The sequence below is a fragment of the Rossellomorea sp. H136 genome (genome assembly GCF_056838065.1).
In genome coordinates this window covers 3,184,234-3,197,794 of the sequence record NZ_CM166371.1, presented here as the reverse complement: position 1 = coordinate 3,197,794, position 13,561 = coordinate 3,184,234, and the positions used below count along the sequence as shown (strand labels likewise).

At 42.0% G+C, this 13,561-nt stretch carries 15 protein-coding genes; all 15 read left to right on the top strand.

The annotated features are described in order from the left end of the window. Nucleotides 1-5 precede the first annotated feature (5 nt). The 15 genes from spoIIIAF (at nucleotide 6) to ahrC (ending at nucleotide 13,533) form a co-directional block, all read left to right on the top strand. Complete coding sequence (gene spoIIIAF / locus ACYH0O_RS16365; protein ID WP_482629543.1) at nucleotides 6-629, top strand: stage III sporulation protein AF; 624 nt, start codon at nucleotides 6-8, stop codon at nucleotides 627-629. Next, on the top strand, nucleotides 619-1,272 hold the full coding sequence (gene spoIIIAG, locus ACYH0O_RS16360) for a stage III sporulation protein AG (RefSeq protein WP_482629542.1): 654 nt from the start codon (nucleotides 619-621) through the stop codon (nucleotides 1,270-1,272). Before spoIIIAF ends, spoIIIAG begins: the two co-directional genes overlap by 11 nt. A 14-nt stretch (nucleotides 1,273-1,286) precedes the next feature. Continuing rightward, nucleotides 1,287-1,835, top strand: a complete 549-nt coding sequence (locus ACYH0O_RS16355) for a SpoIIIAH-like family protein (protein ID WP_044340042.1) — start codon at nucleotides 1,287-1,289, stop codon at nucleotides 1,833-1,835. A gap of 274 nt (nucleotides 1,836-2,109) precedes the next feature. After that, complete coding sequence (accB, locus tag ACYH0O_RS16350) at nucleotides 2,110-2,622, top strand: acetyl-CoA carboxylase biotin carboxyl carrier protein (protein WP_482629541.1); 513 nt, start codon at nucleotides 2,110-2,112, stop codon at nucleotides 2,620-2,622. A 15-nt stretch (nucleotides 2,623-2,637) separates the two neighbouring features. Beyond that, entirely contained in the window at nucleotides 2,638-3,990 is a 1,353-nt protein-coding gene (gene accC, locus ACYH0O_RS16345) for an acetyl-CoA carboxylase biotin carboxylase subunit (protein ID WP_482629540.1), read from the top strand. Nucleotides 3,991-4,013: 23 nt separating this feature from the next. After that, complete coding sequence (locus ACYH0O_RS16340) at nucleotides 4,014-4,424, top strand: Asp23/Gls24 family envelope stress response protein (protein ID WP_149157740.1); 411 nt, start codon at nucleotides 4,014-4,016, stop codon at nucleotides 4,422-4,424. Between the two features lie 440 nt (nucleotides 4,425-4,864). Then, nucleotides 4,865-5,251: a transcription antitermination factor NusB gene (nusB, locus tag ACYH0O_RS16335; protein ID WP_149157739.1), complete on the top strand. Its 387-nt coding sequence runs from the start codon at nucleotides 4,865-4,867 to the stop codon at nucleotides 5,249-5,251. 21 nt (nucleotides 5,252-5,272) lie between these two features. Continuing rightward, nucleotides 5,273-6,139: a bifunctional methylenetetrahydrofolate dehydrogenase/methenyltetrahydrofolate cyclohydrolase FolD gene (folD, locus tag ACYH0O_RS16330; protein WP_149157738.1), complete on the top strand. Its 867-nt coding sequence runs from the start codon at nucleotides 5,273-5,275 to the stop codon at nucleotides 6,137-6,139. A gap of 118 nt (nucleotides 6,140-6,257) precedes the next feature. Next, entirely contained in the window at nucleotides 6,258-7,625 is a 1,368-nt protein-coding gene (gene xseA, locus ACYH0O_RS16325; RefSeq protein ID WP_482629539.1) for an exodeoxyribonuclease VII large subunit, read from the top strand. Then, on the top strand, nucleotides 7,612-7,845 hold the full coding sequence (gene xseB, locus ACYH0O_RS16320; RefSeq protein WP_148969580.1) for an exodeoxyribonuclease VII small subunit: 234 nt from the start codon (nucleotides 7,612-7,614) through the stop codon (nucleotides 7,843-7,845). The genes xseA and xseB overlap by 14 nt, the downstream gene beginning before the upstream one ends. Before the next feature lie 21 nt (nucleotides 7,846-7,866). Further along, nucleotides 7,867-8,739 (top strand): polyprenyl synthetase family protein, encoded by an 873-nt coding sequence (locus ACYH0O_RS16315; protein WP_482632591.1) that lies wholly within the window; start codon nucleotides 7,867-7,869, stop codon nucleotides 8,737-8,739. A 703-nt stretch (nucleotides 8,740-9,442) separates the two neighbouring features. Continuing rightward, nucleotides 9,443-10,066, top strand: a complete 624-nt coding sequence (locus ACYH0O_RS16310; protein WP_148969579.1) for a CNNM metal transporter family protein — start codon at nucleotides 9,443-9,445, stop codon at nucleotides 10,064-10,066. Between the two features lie 21 nt (nucleotides 10,067-10,087). Then, nucleotides 10,088-11,980: a 1-deoxy-D-xylulose-5-phosphate synthase gene (gene dxs, locus ACYH0O_RS16305; RefSeq protein ID WP_482629538.1), complete on the top strand. Its 1,893-nt coding sequence runs from the start codon at nucleotides 10,088-10,090 to the stop codon at nucleotides 11,978-11,980. Nucleotides 11,981-11,982: 2 nt separating this feature from the next. Continuing rightward, the gene (locus ACYH0O_RS16300) at nucleotides 11,983-12,816 is read left to right on the top strand and encodes a TlyA family RNA methyltransferase (RefSeq protein ID WP_482632590.1); all 834 of its coding nucleotides are present in this window, start codon (nucleotides 11,983-11,985) and stop codon (nucleotides 12,814-12,816) included. Nucleotides 12,817-13,083: 267 nt separating this feature from the next. Further along, nucleotides 13,084-13,533 carry a transcriptional regulator AhrC/ArgR gene (gene ahrC / locus ACYH0O_RS16295; protein WP_044340153.1) on the top strand — a complete coding sequence of 150 codons (450 nt, stop codon included), beginning with the start codon at nucleotides 13,084-13,086 and terminating at the stop codon, nucleotides 13,531-13,533. Nucleotides 13,534-13,561 lie beyond the last annotated feature (28 nt).

Below are 13,561 nucleotides of genomic sequence, written 5' to 3'. Positions count from 1 at the left end.
CCGTCATGTCATTTCTCACCGATTGGATTACAAATATTATTATCTTTGTTCTCTTAGCCACCGTCATTGACATGCTTCTTCCTAGTTCCAACATGCAAAAATATGCAAAAATCGTGACCGGCTTATTGTTAATCACCATTATCCTTACACCTTTATTTAAATTAATGTCCACCGATTTTGGTACAGTGATGGAGTCAATTGATATAAATGGAAATTCACAGAATAATTCAGTAGAAAATTTAATAGAAATGAAGAAAAAAGAAATACAAGCCTCACAACGTGCATATATTTTAGAACAGATGGCTGTCCAAATGAAACAACAAGCTGAAAAGGAGATGATGGATGAACACGGTAAGGTTATTGAGAAGGTTGTGGTAAAAGCAGATGATTTGGAGAATGTCCCGGAAAGTATCACAGAAGTGACAGTGGTTGTAAAAGATAAACAAGAAAACACCACGATTGAAACTGTTCAAAACGTGGAGATCGATACGGGAGCTGAGCAGAGAAAGAAAACCCCTGAAGAAAGTACGTCCCAAATGGCCTCCTTACTCGCCGAGCAATGGAATCTTACACCAGACAAAATAATCATTACAGTTGAAGGGGGGACTGGGGAAGCAAATGAACTTTAGTAAAGGTCCGCTTAACGCATTGAAGGAATGGTTGTCAAAGGAAAATTCCAATTCACCGCCAAAGGATAAAAAAGGGAATAAGTTTCAATATTTTCTCATTGTGCTGTTAGTAGGTGTCGCCTTTATGCTGATTAGTGATCTTTGGAGCAGGGATAGCAGCTTAGAGGTCTCGAAATCAGTAGACGAAGGAGAACCTGAAGAGGTCGCGACATTCGGCTCCGGCCATAAGGAATCGGATGGCTCTATGAGAGGGTACGAAGATCAATACGAAAACCAATTGAAAGAAGCCCTAGATCAAATTGTTGGGGTCAGTGAAGTACATGTTGTGGTCAATGTAGAGGCAACAGAGTCAAAAGTGTATGAAAAGAATGAATCCACACAGTCACAAACGACTGCTGAAGAAGATAAGTCAGGTGGAAAAAGATCGATTGAGGATAAATCACAAGAGGAAGAAATGGTCATCGTGAGGAATGGTGAGAAAGAAGTTCCCATTGTGAAAGAAACAAAAAAACCTAAAGTCAGCGGTGTCCTTGTTGTAGCAAAAGGAGCCGATAATATACAAATAAAAAAATGGATCATAGAGGCTGTTACCCGAGGATTAGACGTACCAAGTCACCGGGTATCGGTACTGCCCAAAAAATAAGGGGGAAATGATAGATGTTACTAAAAAAACAAACAGTTTGGTTATTAACGATGTTGAGTCTTGTGATCGTGCTTTCAGTTTATTACATTACTTCTCCAACACAGCAAGTGACAGATATGGCATATGAAGAAAAGGACGGAAAGGAGCAAGCGAAAGAAGATGGGAAGGAAACCATGTCTGACATGGAAGTCGTAACAGACGCAGCTGGAAATGAAATGTTCGAAGCTTTAAGAATTGAAGTATTGGATCAACGCGAACAGCTTCGCGAAGAGCTGGAAGCGAAAGTAGCGAACGCTGATGTATCAGCAGAGGAAAAAAGCGCTGCCTATGAGGAAATGGAGAACTTAAGAGAGTTGGCCATGACAGAATCAGTATTGGAAACAATGATCAAAACAATGGGTTATGAAGATGCGTTAGTCAGAGCTAACGGTGAAAATATCCGAATTACAGTGAAATCCGACAAGGAGCACTCAACAGCCGATGCGAATGAAATCATCCGCCTCGTGATGAGTGAAGTTGGTCAGATGAAACCGGTAGCAGTAGAATTTCAGCCAACAAATTAACATGTAAACCAGTGCCGCCGAAGGGGAACCTTCAGGTGGCTATTTTTTGTTTGAAATGGAAGTGCAATGACTTGCATCACACATAAACGATCCAACAGAAATCAAAAAAATTCTTCTATTATTTTATTTTTTTCCTAAAAAGGTCTAGAATAGAGACTAGGGTTGTATGCGCTTTACGGAATGGTAGGAATCGCATATTGAATTTATACGAGGTATTATCGTATGATATTAGTAGCTAGTCATAATTTTTTAAACTATAAGAGGGGTGTCAACCGTGTTAAAAATTCAAGAAATTCGTGAAATAATCAAACTCGTAGATCATTCTAGTGTTGATGAGTTTACATACGAGCATGATGGTTCGAAAATAAAACTTAAAAAGAATAATGGTGTAACAGTTTCCGGGCAACCACAAGTCGTTCAGGCAGTAGAGGAAGCAATACCTGCAGCTCAAGCAGTACAGCAGGCTCCAGCGCCTGTACAGGAAGCAGCTCCTTCTGTAAATACAGAAGAAAAAGAAGTCCCACAAGCAAAAGCAGAAGATTCAAACTTACATAAAATCACGTCTCCTATGGTAGGGACGTTCTATCAATCTTCTTCTCCGGAAGCAGGTCCATACGTGAAAGTTGGAGATAAAGTCGATGAAAGCTCTGTCGTATGTATCGTAGAAGCGATGAAATTATTTAATGAGATTGAAGCGGAAGTAAAAGGTGAAATTACAGAAATCTTAGTAAAAGACGGTCAATTGGTTGAATATGGACAGCCGTTATTCTTGGTCAAACCTGAATAAGGAGCGAAAATAGATATGATAAAAAAGGTATTAATCGCCAATCGAGGAGAAATTGCGGTACGTATTATACGTGCATGCCGAGATTTAGGCATCGAAAGTGTAGCCGTTTATTCTGAAGCAGATAAAGAAGCACTCCATGTTCAATTAGCGGATGAAGCTTATTGTATCGGACCGACTGCATCGAAAGACAGCTACCTGAATTTCACAAACATCATTAGCGTGGCAAAACTGACAGATTGTGATGCCATTCACCCCGGTTACGGATTTTTAGCTGAGAACTCTGATTTTGCAGACCTGTGCCGCGATTGCAACATCATCTTTATAGGTCCTTCACCAGAAGCAATCTCGAAGATGGGTACGAAAGACGTGGCTCGTGAAACCATGAGGGAAGCAGGCGTTCCGATTGTACCGGGTTCAAAAGGCATTGTGAAGGACGCAGAAGATGCAGTTCAGCTTGCAGAATCCATGGGTTATCCTGTCATCATCAAAGCCACTGCAGGTGGTGGAGGAAAAGGGATCCGTGTCGCGAAAAGTCAGGAAGAGCTTATTAATGGGGTAACGATCACTCAGCAAGAAGCCATGACTGCATTCGGTAACCCTGGTGTATACATTGAAAAGTTCATCGAGGACTTCAGGCATGTGGAAATCCAGGTGCTGGCTGATAATTTCGGGAACGTGATCCACCTTGGGGAGCGTGACTGTACGATTCAGCGACGCCTTCAAAAATTGATCGAAGAAACACCATCACCCGCTTTAACAGAAGAAATTCGTGTTAAAATGGGGGAAGCAGCAGTAAAAGCAGCCAAAGCGGTTGATTATACTGGTGCCGGCACGGTAGAATTTATATATGACTACGTTAATCAATCATTCTACTTTATGGAAATGAATACCCGTATTCAGGTGGAGCACCCTGTAACAGAACAAGTAACAGGAGTCGATTTGATTAAAGAACAAATTCTCGTAGCATCAGGAGAAAAACTTTCTCTTACTCAGGAAGAAGTAACGTTCACTGGTTGGGCAATTGAATGTCGTATTAATGCAGAGAATCCTGAGAAGAATTTCATGCCTTCAGCAGGAAGGATTGAAATGTATCTTCCACCAGGCGGCATTGGCGTAAGAATCGATTCAGCCGCATATCCTGGTTATATGATCCCTCCATACTACGATAGTATGATTGCCAAAGTGATCACCTATGGAGCGACTCGTGAAGAAGCGATCTCAAGAATGAAACGTGCCTTGAGTGAATTTGTGGTTGAGGGTATACACACAACCATTCCGTTCCATTTGAAACTATTAGATCATGAAACCTTTGTTGGTGGAGAATTTAATACGAAGTTTTTGGAGAAATACGAAGTAATGAAATCCTAGTGTGAATTCAGGAGGTGCCTTACATGGCGGAAAATCAAAACCTTTTACAAATGTCTCACGGTAAAGACGGCCTTGGGAAGATTGAAATCGCACCTGAAGTGATTGAAGTAATTGCAGGTATCGCTGCTTCAGAAGTAGAAGGCGTATCACAAATGCGTGGTAACTTCGCAACAGGTGTCGTCGAGCGTCTCGGCAAGAAAAACCACGGTAAAGGTGTCAAAGTGGAGCTTGCAGAGGAAGGAATCATCGTGGATGTCTATTGCATCATGAAATTCGGTGTAGCCATTCCGACAGTGGCTCAAAAAATCCAGGATAACATTCGTCAAGCCCTGCTTAACATGACTGCTCTTGAAGCAGATGAAGTAAATGTTCATATCGTTGGCGTCCAATTTGAGAATCAAAAATTCGAAGCTGAAATTGACGACGAAATGTAGAAGAGGGACGGTCCTTTAGGGGGCCGTTCTTTTTTTGTGTGTCGGTTCGTCTTATGCTTGTCGCCTCTGGGCAAAGCCCCTCCGCTTTTCGATTTGTCCAGCTCCGCCTCCTTGTCCCTCGAGGTCATAAGCTAAATGGTCCATGAAGGCAAAGAACGCCTTCCCGGCCCATTCATCTTATGCTTGTCGGGCCAACCCAGTCGGCTCCGCTTTTCTGATTGTCCAGCTCCGGCGGGTAGTCCCTCGAGGTCATTTCTGGGAAATCCCCAAAGGCAAAGAACGCCTTCACGGATTTCCCAGAAATGCTTGTCGGGCCTGATCAACCCCCCTCCGCTTTTCTGTCAGAATATTGATTTTTTTACATACACGTGCGTATTACCCTTAGTTTGTGCTATTATCAAAGGTATGAAAATTGATGGATTAAAAGGAGTAAATATAAGATGAAGAGAAGAGTTGCTCGTGAAAAGGCCTTACAAGCGTTATTTCAAATAGATATGAGTGGGATTGAGCCGGAAGTTGCGTTAACCAATGTGCTGGAGGAAGAGGAAAAGATGGATGCCTATCTTCAACAGCTTGTTCTCGGGTTCATTGAGAATCAGGAACGTATTGATGGACACATTCGTGAAAACCTTGAGAAATGGTCATTTGACCGTCTGGCAAAAGTAGATCGTAACATTTTACGTTTAGGAGTGTATGAACTGCTGTTTGTGGAAGATGTTCCGAATAAAGTAGTCATTAACGAAGCAGTTGAAATTGCAAAGATCTTTGGAGATGATCAATCAAGCAAGTTTATCAATGGTGTTCTTTCAAAGGTAAGTCAATCTTAACAATGTTAGGGGTCGAGTGGAATGTCAGCTTCTATAATTGATGGCAAACTCATTGCGGGTCATTATCGTGAACAATTAAAAAGTCAGGTCGAGGAGCTTAAGGAAAAGGATGCCACTCCAGGATTGGCTGTCATCCTGGTAGGAGACAACCATGCTTCTCATTCATATGTCAAAATGAAGAGAAAAGCGTGCAGTAACCTGGGCATTCATTCAGAGCTTTATCAATATGAATCCAGTTTGACTCAAGATGAACTGCTGAATAAAATTGAAGAGTTAAATGAACAGAGCCATATTCATGGCATTCTTGTTCAACTGCCTCTCCCTGAGCAAATTAATCCAATAACCGTGATTGAAACGATTTCTCCATATAAAGATGTGGACGGGTTTCATCCCGTATCCATTGGGAAAATGGTGACAAACCAAGATACCTTTTATTCCTGTACGCCGCTTGGAATCATGAAGATGCTTGAATATGAAAACATTTCAGTAGAAGGTAAACATGTCGTGATTTTAGGAAGAAGTAATATTGTCGGAAAGCCGGCAGGTCACTTATTCTTGAATCGAAATGCGACGGTTACGTATTGTCATTCGAAAACAAAGAATATGTCATCCTACACAAAGCAGGCTGATATTATCGTATCTGCGGTAGGAAAGGCGAATTTAATCGGCTCAGAAGATATTAAGCCTGGAGCCGTTGTCATTGACGTCGGAATGAACCGTGATGAAAACGGTGCACTTTGTGGGGATGTGAATTTCTCAGAAGTGAAGGAAAAGGCTGGAAAAATCACACCGGTCCCTGGTGGTGTCGGCCCTATGACCATTACGATGTTATTGTACAATACAGTGAAATCTGCAGAATGGGCTCTTGCCAATCGCCAAAACGGTTAAAAAATAGTACACTATAGGTAACATAAAACGGAAAGGGACAGCTAATCGCTGGTCCCTTTCCGTATTCCTACATATAAAAGCCTTTACAAATTGCAAGAAACAAAGGAGTCACTTGAGCATGGAACTCGATCAATCACGTTATTTAACGGTACAAGCTCTGACAAAATACATAAAGCGCAAATTCGATAGAGATCCCCATTTATCCAATCTATTCGTACGGGGGGAAATTTCTAATTTCAAAAGACATTCAAGCGGCCATATGTACTTTACCTTGAAAGACGAAAAAGCCCGTATCTTGTCTGTCATGTTTTTAAGTAACAATCAATCACTGAAATTCAGACCTGAAAATGGAATGAATGTGTTGATCAGGGGAGATATTTCCGTTTACGAATCAGGCGGGCAATATCAGATCTATGTAAAAGAGATGCAGCCTGACGGAATTGGTGAGCTGTATCTGGCCTATGAGCAGTTGAAAGAGAAGCTCGAGAAAGCAGGCTATTTCGATCAAAGCCGGAAACGTGTGATTCCTAAGTTTCCAAAGCGAATTGCCGTTGTGACATCTCCAACAGGTGCTGCCATCAGAGACATTATTACAACCATTAAAAGACGATATCCAATTGGGGAAATCCTCATTTTCCCTGCTTTGGTTCAAGGGGAGCAAGCGGCAGGATCGATTACCGGAGCAATGAGAAAGGTAAACGATTTGGGAGATATAGATGTAATGATTATCGGCCGTGGCGGTGGTTCGATTGAAGAATTATGGGCGTTTAACGAAGAAATCGTGGCCAAAGCCATCGTTGATTCAAAAGTTCCAGTTATTTCTGCTGTCGGACATGAGACAGACTTTACGATAGCTGACTTCGTAGCCGATCTAAGAGCCCCTACACCAACAGCTGCGGGAGAATTTGCGGTTCCCCACATTGATGATTTGCTGGAAAGAATCATGAATCGTAAATTACTACTGATCAAAGCGTTCAAGACTAAGCTTCAAAGTGAGCGCAGCCGCTTAAATAGTTTAATGAAATCCTACGCTTTAAGAAACCCGCGTAATCTGTATCAACAAAAAATTGAAACCGTCGACCGGCTGACCGACCAGTTGCAGAAAAATATAAGCTTGCATGTGAGACAAAACCGTGACCAATTAACCCAACTTCACTCAAGACTTCAACGTGTGCATCCTTCACAACTCATTACCATTCAGCACGAGAGAGTCTTATTTATGAAGTCGAGGGTAGAAAAGCAATTTAAGCAGGTACTGAAGGAAAAGAACAATCGTTTCAGTTCTTCCCTCTCTACCTTGCATGCCCTCAGTCCTTTAAAGATCATGGACAGGGGGTACAGCCTGGTTTATCAGGAAAAAGATACATTGATCAAATCATCCAAGCAAGTCAAAGTTGGTGACCGTCTCGAGATAAATGTAAGGGATGGAAAAATACATTGCGAAGTTGAATCCGTTGAGGAGCGTGAAAATAATGGCAAAGTCTAAAGAAGAACTATCATTTGAAACAGCTATGGAACAACTGGAAGAGATTGTTGAGAAATTAGAAGAAGGAGAAGTTCCATTGGAGAAAGCGTTAGAGTTCTATCAAAAAGGAATGGATCTTTCGAAATACTGTCATGATACGTTGCAAAAAGCAGAAAACCAATTAACGAAAATGATGACAGATGAAGGGGAAAAAGCCTTCGATCTGGATGAGGAGGAATAAAGGGTGAATCCTCACGTTGATCTGAAAGAATTTCAACAACAGCATGGAGAATTGATCACCAACCATATGGTCGAGACTGTAGGCAGCCTATTTATGCCCTCTAACTTGAAGAATGCTATGATCTATTCTTTGCAAGCAGGTGGAAAGAGAATTCGTCCCATCCTCCTTTTAGCAACGATCAAAGCCTTTAACAAGGACCCTTTACTCGGGGTAAACACTGCGTCTGCCCTTGAAATGATTCATACCTATTCCTTGATTCATGACGATCTTCCTGCCATGGATGATGATGATTTGAGAAGAGGTAAGCCGACCAATCATAAAATGTTTGGTGAAGCGATGGCGATTTTAGCCGGTGACGCTTTACTAACCTACAGTTTTCAAATGATCGCAGAGGACAAGGGCCTTACAAGTGATATTAAGTTAAGGCTCATCAGTCTTTTAACAAAGTGTGCCGGACCGGAAGGCATGGTTGGTGGGCAAGTAGCGGATATTGAAGGGGAAAATAAGAAGCTTATTGTAAAAGAACTCGAAAGCATTCATGAGCATAAAACAGGTAAGTTACTGACGTTTAGTGTATTGGCAGGCGGGATTATCTCTGAGGCGTCGGAAGAGCAGTTGGAATTACTAAAGCAATTTGCTTATCATATTGGCCTTGCCTTTCAAATTCAGGATGACATTCTTGATATTGAGGGCTCCGAAGAAATTATTGGAAAGCCAGTGGGGAGCGACGAATCGAAACATAAGAGTACATATCCAAGTCTCTTGACTATAGGAGGAGCTAAGGAAAAGCTTCACTTTCACTTGAACGAAGCGTTATACTCACTTGATCAAATCACAATTGATTCCAGTATCCTTACCGAAATTGCCCAATTAATCGTTGCCCGGAATCATTAAAACCATTCTATGTTTGAGCAAATTATTTAACATATGTTATAATATCTCTAGAATAAATATTTGGGTGGTGCAGTATTCTAGTCAGTCCACCAATCCTGAAGGTGGGCCTAAAAATCCACTAAAGGGCACATCGATGAAGTTCCTGGAATTGGCTTGAGGCGCCCAGCCTTGGGTCATATCTGGGAGTAAGGCTTGAGGGCGATCCACAATGGCATGTGGGCGTTGACCCGCAAGCCGCGGAGGCTTTGTTTCTTATGCTGGCATAAGCATATGCAATAAGAACAAAGTATGAACCTGCGATGTGATGATTCACTAGCAGCGTAGCCTGCCTTGAGTGAAGAGAGAGGGGATTATGGTTACAAGGTACACATCAGTTGGCCATTGATATGTGCTTTTTCGCCCATATGAAATCCTCTTTGCAAAAGAGGCTAAGGATTGCGTTAAGGGCTGTTGAGGAAAACTCCTAGACTGTTCATATTCGGACATATAAAGAGGATTATAGTGCGGACTAAGTGGTAATCCAGTCTAGCTTGTGGTGACGCGGCTAAGTCGGGTTTAAAGGGAAACCGCCGGTATGGCAACATCCGGTATCTGATTGGGAAAACCTACTGGACCTAAGCTGCAATTTTTACTCTTTATATGACCATCCAATTACATAGCATTGATAATATTTACACAATAGAAACGGTGTGTTTAAACGATAATGAATGAAACAATGAAAAACTCAATAAAGTGGAGTGTCAGCATTGCCGTTATCACATTTGTGTTAGCGGCTATTTTTTCAGTTACATCAAATATGGTATTAAATGGAGTCGCCTGGTATACAGGACTGGTTGTTGTGTTAATCATTGTCTTTATCGGGATCTTCTTTGATATGCTGGGGATTGCTGCAACAGCCGCTGATGAAACCCCTTTTCATGCTATGGCGGCCAAAAAAGTATATGGTGCACGTTATTCAATCAAAATCGTCCGGAATGCAGACAGGTTCGCGAGCTTCTGTAACGACGTAATCGGCGATATTTCAGGGATTATAAGTGGTACTGCGTCAGCTATTGTCATTATACAATTAGCCGTATCTTTTCAGCTTGAAGGCGGCTCTTTGAGGGAATATATTGTAAGCGTAACACTGACAAGTATCATAGCTTCCTTGACCGTCGGAGGCAAAGCGCTTGGAAAAACGTTTGCTATCACCTATTCTAAGGATATAATATTTAGAGTTGGTAAAGTTCTACAATTTTTTGAAGATCGATTTCACATCGTAGTGATTAAAGATAAAAAAGATAAAAACAAGAAAAAACGTTACAAACGTGCGAAACAAAATATTTAGTGATGAAAGTGAGTGGACCCCATGGATTTATTATCAATAAAGGAGCCTTCTTTTCTTAAAAACATGTCGAATGAACAATTAGAAGAGCTCAGTCAAGAGATTCGTCATTTCTTAATAAAGAATTTATCTAAGACTGGCGGTCATATTGGTCCTAACTTAGGGGTGGTCGAATTAACAGTTGCCCTTCATAAGCATTTCTCAAGTCCAAAAGATAAAATCCTTTGGGATGTTGGTCATCAGTCGTATGTACATAAGATCTTGACTGGCCGTGCTTGTCAGTTTGATACGTTGAGACAATACAAAGGGTTATGTGGTTTCCCTAAACGTAATGAAAGCGAGCATGATGTATGGGAAACGGGACATAGCTCTACTTCACTATCCGCAGCCATGGGTATGGCAATCGCAAGGGATGTCAAAAAAGAAGATTCATACATCATCCCTGTGATCGGAGATGGTGCTTTAACGGGCGGTATGGCACTCGAGGCACTTAACCACATCGGTCATGAAAAGAAAGATATGATCGTTGTTTTAAATGATAATGAAATGTCCATTGCCCCAAATGTTGGAGCCCTTCACAGTGTTCTTGGCCGGTTGCGCACTGCTGGGAAGTACAACTGGGTGAAGGATGAAATGGAATACATTCTTAAACGAATCCCTGCGGTCGGCGGAAAATTAGCAAGTACGGCTGAGCGGGTAAAAGACAGTTTAAAGTACCTATTCGTTTCAGGTATGTTCTTTGAAGAATTAGGATTTACTTATCTTGGGCCAATCGATGGCCACGATTATAATGATTTATCTGAAAACATCCAGTATGCGAAGAAAACAAAAGGTCCTGTCCTCTTACACGTCATAACGAAAAAAGGAAAAGGGTTTCATCCTGCGGAATCAGACAAGCAGGGCACATGGCATGGTACAGGTCCATACAAGATTGACACAGGAGACCTAATTAAACCTATAAATGCACCACCATCCTGGAGTGGGCTTGTAAGTGAGACCGTCAGAAGAATTGCCCGTGAGGATGAACGAATTGTCGCGATCACTCCAGCCATGCCGGTAGGGTCCAAACTGCTTGGATTCGCTGAAGAATTCCCCGATCGAATGTTTGATGTAGGGATTGCCGAGCAGCATGCCACTACTGTTGCAGCGGGTCTTGCCACCCAGGATATGAAGCCATTCCTGGCTATTTATTCAACATTCCTGCAAAGAGCGTATGATCAAGTGGTTCACGATATTTGCCGACAAAACTTAAATGTCTTCATCGGGATTGACCGTGCCGGATTAGTCGGTGCCGATGGTGAAACGCATCAAGGTGTATTCGATATTGCCTTTTTAAGGCATTTACCGAATATGGTGATCATGATGCCGAAGGACGAAAATGAAGGTCAACACCTTGTCAATACGGCTCTACAGTATAATGATGGTCCAATTGCGTTACGTTATCCTCGTGGAAACGGATATGGAGTGCCAATGGATTCAGAGCTGAAAAACATTCCAATCGGAAAATGGGATGTGTTAAAGCAGGGTAAAGATGCTGCTATCCTGACGTTTGGTACCACGATCCCAATGGCGATGGAAGCGGCGGAGGAGCTTGAGAAACAAGGGCTTTCCGTTAGGGTCGTGAATGCGAGATTCATTAAACCAATGGACGAAGCGATGTTAAAGAGTATCCTTGGAGAAGAAATGCCTATTTTAACGATAGAAGAGGCGGTTCTCCAAGGGGGATTCGGAAGCGGTGTTCTTGAGTTCGCACAAGAACAGGGGTACCATAACGCTGTGATTGACCGCATAGGAATTCCCGATTACTTCATCGAGCATGGAAGCGTGAAGGAATTGCTGAACGAAATCGGCATGACTAAAGAAAATGTCGTAGACCGTATTTTAACCATAACACCAAAAAAACAAAAAAGGGCTTAATGATGAAAGTAAAAAAACAACGCGTAGATGTACTCCTGGTAGAACGAGGATTAATCGATACAAGAGAAAAAGCAAAACGAGCTGTCATGGCAGGACTTGTTTACTCAAATGAAGTGAGATTGGACAAGCCTGGGGAAAAAGTGAGTGAAGACATCCCACTGACGATGAAAGGAAAAGTGATCCCATATGTCAGCCGGGGAGGCTTAAAGCTGGAAAAGGCTTTACAAGTCTTTGATGTAGACGTCAACGATAAAGTGATGATTGATATCGGGGCGTCTACTGGAGGATTTACCGATTGTGCTCTGCAAAACGGTGCAAAGATGTCCTATGCACTTGATGTAGGGTATAATCAGCTTGCCTGGAAGCTTAGACAGGATGAGAGGGTCGTCGTGATGGAAAGAACCAACTTCCGCTACGTAACGCCGGCTGATTTACAAGGTGAAATGCCGAGTTTCGCATCCATTGATGTGTCCTTTATTTCCCTTTCACTCATTTTACCTGTCCTTAAAACCCTATTGGTGCCGGGTGGGGACTGTATCGCTTTAATTAAGCCACAGTTCGAAGCAGGTAAGAATCAAGTCGGGAAAAAAGGAATTGTAAGGGATCCGTCCGTGCACAAAATGGTGATCGAGAAGATTATGACGCTGGCTACTAAAGAAGGCTATGATATCGCCGGTTTGTCCTATTCCCCTATTACAGGAGGAGATGGGAATATCGAATTCCTGATCCATCTTAAATGGTCCGGGGATGCAGGTAGAGGGGAGTCTTTCTTAAGGAATACGCCGGATGAGGTTATAGAGGAAGCACATAATCAGTTAAAAGCGAATTCGCAATAAGGAATGGGCTGCTCTTTTTTGAAGGGTGGCTTTTTTCATATGGGAAGGGCTTTAAATGAATGTTGACAATGGGCTAGAAGGAAAGTCGATAATATTTTCTGAACTACACTATTCGAAGCTTCTAAGGGGTTACCATATGCTTGTCGGACCTACCCAAGCCGCCTCCGCTTTTCTTTTTTATTGTACTTCCATACAAAATAGGCTAACATAAGCGTAGAGGTATATTTATACAGGTTTTAATCAAATGTAAGAGGTGTATGTTCTATGATGAACAAAGGGCAAAGACATATAAAAATCAGAGAAATCATTACGAATAGAGATGTGGAAACACAGGATGAGCTCGTGGAAAGTCTTAAGAATGCTGGCTTTAATGTGACCCAGGCTACCGTGTCGAGGGATATTAAAGAATTGCATTTAGTTAAAGTGCCGTTGATGGATGGCAGATACAAATATAGTCTGCCTGCTGATCAGCGCTTTAATCCTCTGCAAAAACTTAAGCGTACCCTGACGGATGCGTTTGTCAAAGTGGACCAGGCCGGGCATATGCTGGTCATGAAGACTCTACCTGGTAATGCAAATGCTATCGGTGCTTTAATTGATAACTTGGACTGGGAAGAGATTTTGGGAACCATTTGTGGAGATGACACATGTTTGATCATCTGCCGCACTGAAGAAGAGACAAAGATTGTATCAGAACGTTTTTTAGATATGCTATAAATTGTAGGATCAATTCAAATTTAATGGG

Coding starts and splice junctions, on each gene's coding strand:
- spoIIIAF (WP_482629543.1), top strand. CDS start 6: ATGTCATTTCTCACCGATTGGATTACAAATATTATTATCTTTGTTCTC.
- spoIIIAG (WP_482629542.1), top strand. CDS start 619: ATGAACTTTAGTAAAGGTCCGCTTAACGCATTGAAGGAATGGTTGTCA.
- ACYH0O_RS16355 (WP_044340042.1), top strand. CDS start 1,287: ATGTTACTAAAAAAACAAACAGTTTGGTTATTAACGATGTTGAGTCTT.
- accC (WP_482629540.1), top strand. CDS start 2,638: ATGATAAAAAAGGTATTAATCGCCAATCGAGGAGAAATTGCGGTACGT.
- ACYH0O_RS16340 (WP_149157740.1), top strand. CDS start 4,014: ATGGCGGAAAATCAAAACCTTTTACAAATGTCTCACGGTAAAGACGGC.
- nusB (WP_149157739.1), top strand. CDS start 4,865: ATGAAGAGAAGAGTTGCTCGTGAAAAGGCCTTACAAGCGTTATTTCAA.
- folD (WP_149157738.1), top strand. CDS start 5,273: ATGTCAGCTTCTATAATTGATGGCAAACTCATTGCGGGTCATTATCGT.
- xseA (WP_482629539.1), top strand. CDS start 6,258: ATGGAACTCGATCAATCACGTTATTTAACGGTACAAGCTCTGACAAAA.
- xseB (WP_148969580.1), top strand. CDS start 7,612: ATGGCAAAGTCTAAAGAAGAACTATCATTTGAAACAGCTATGGAACAA.
- ACYH0O_RS16310 (WP_148969579.1), top strand. CDS start 9,443: ATGAATGAAACAATGAAAAACTCAATAAAGTGGAGTGTCAGCATTGCC.
- dxs (WP_482629538.1), top strand. CDS start 10,088: ATGGATTTATTATCAATAAAGGAGCCTTCTTTTCTTAAAAACATGTCG.
- ACYH0O_RS16300 (WP_482632590.1), top strand. CDS start 11,983: ATGAAAGTAAAAAAACAACGCGTAGATGTACTCCTGGTAGAACGAGGA.
- ahrC (WP_044340153.1), top strand. CDS start 13,084: ATGAACAAAGGGCAAAGACATATAAAAATCAGAGAAATCATTACGAAT.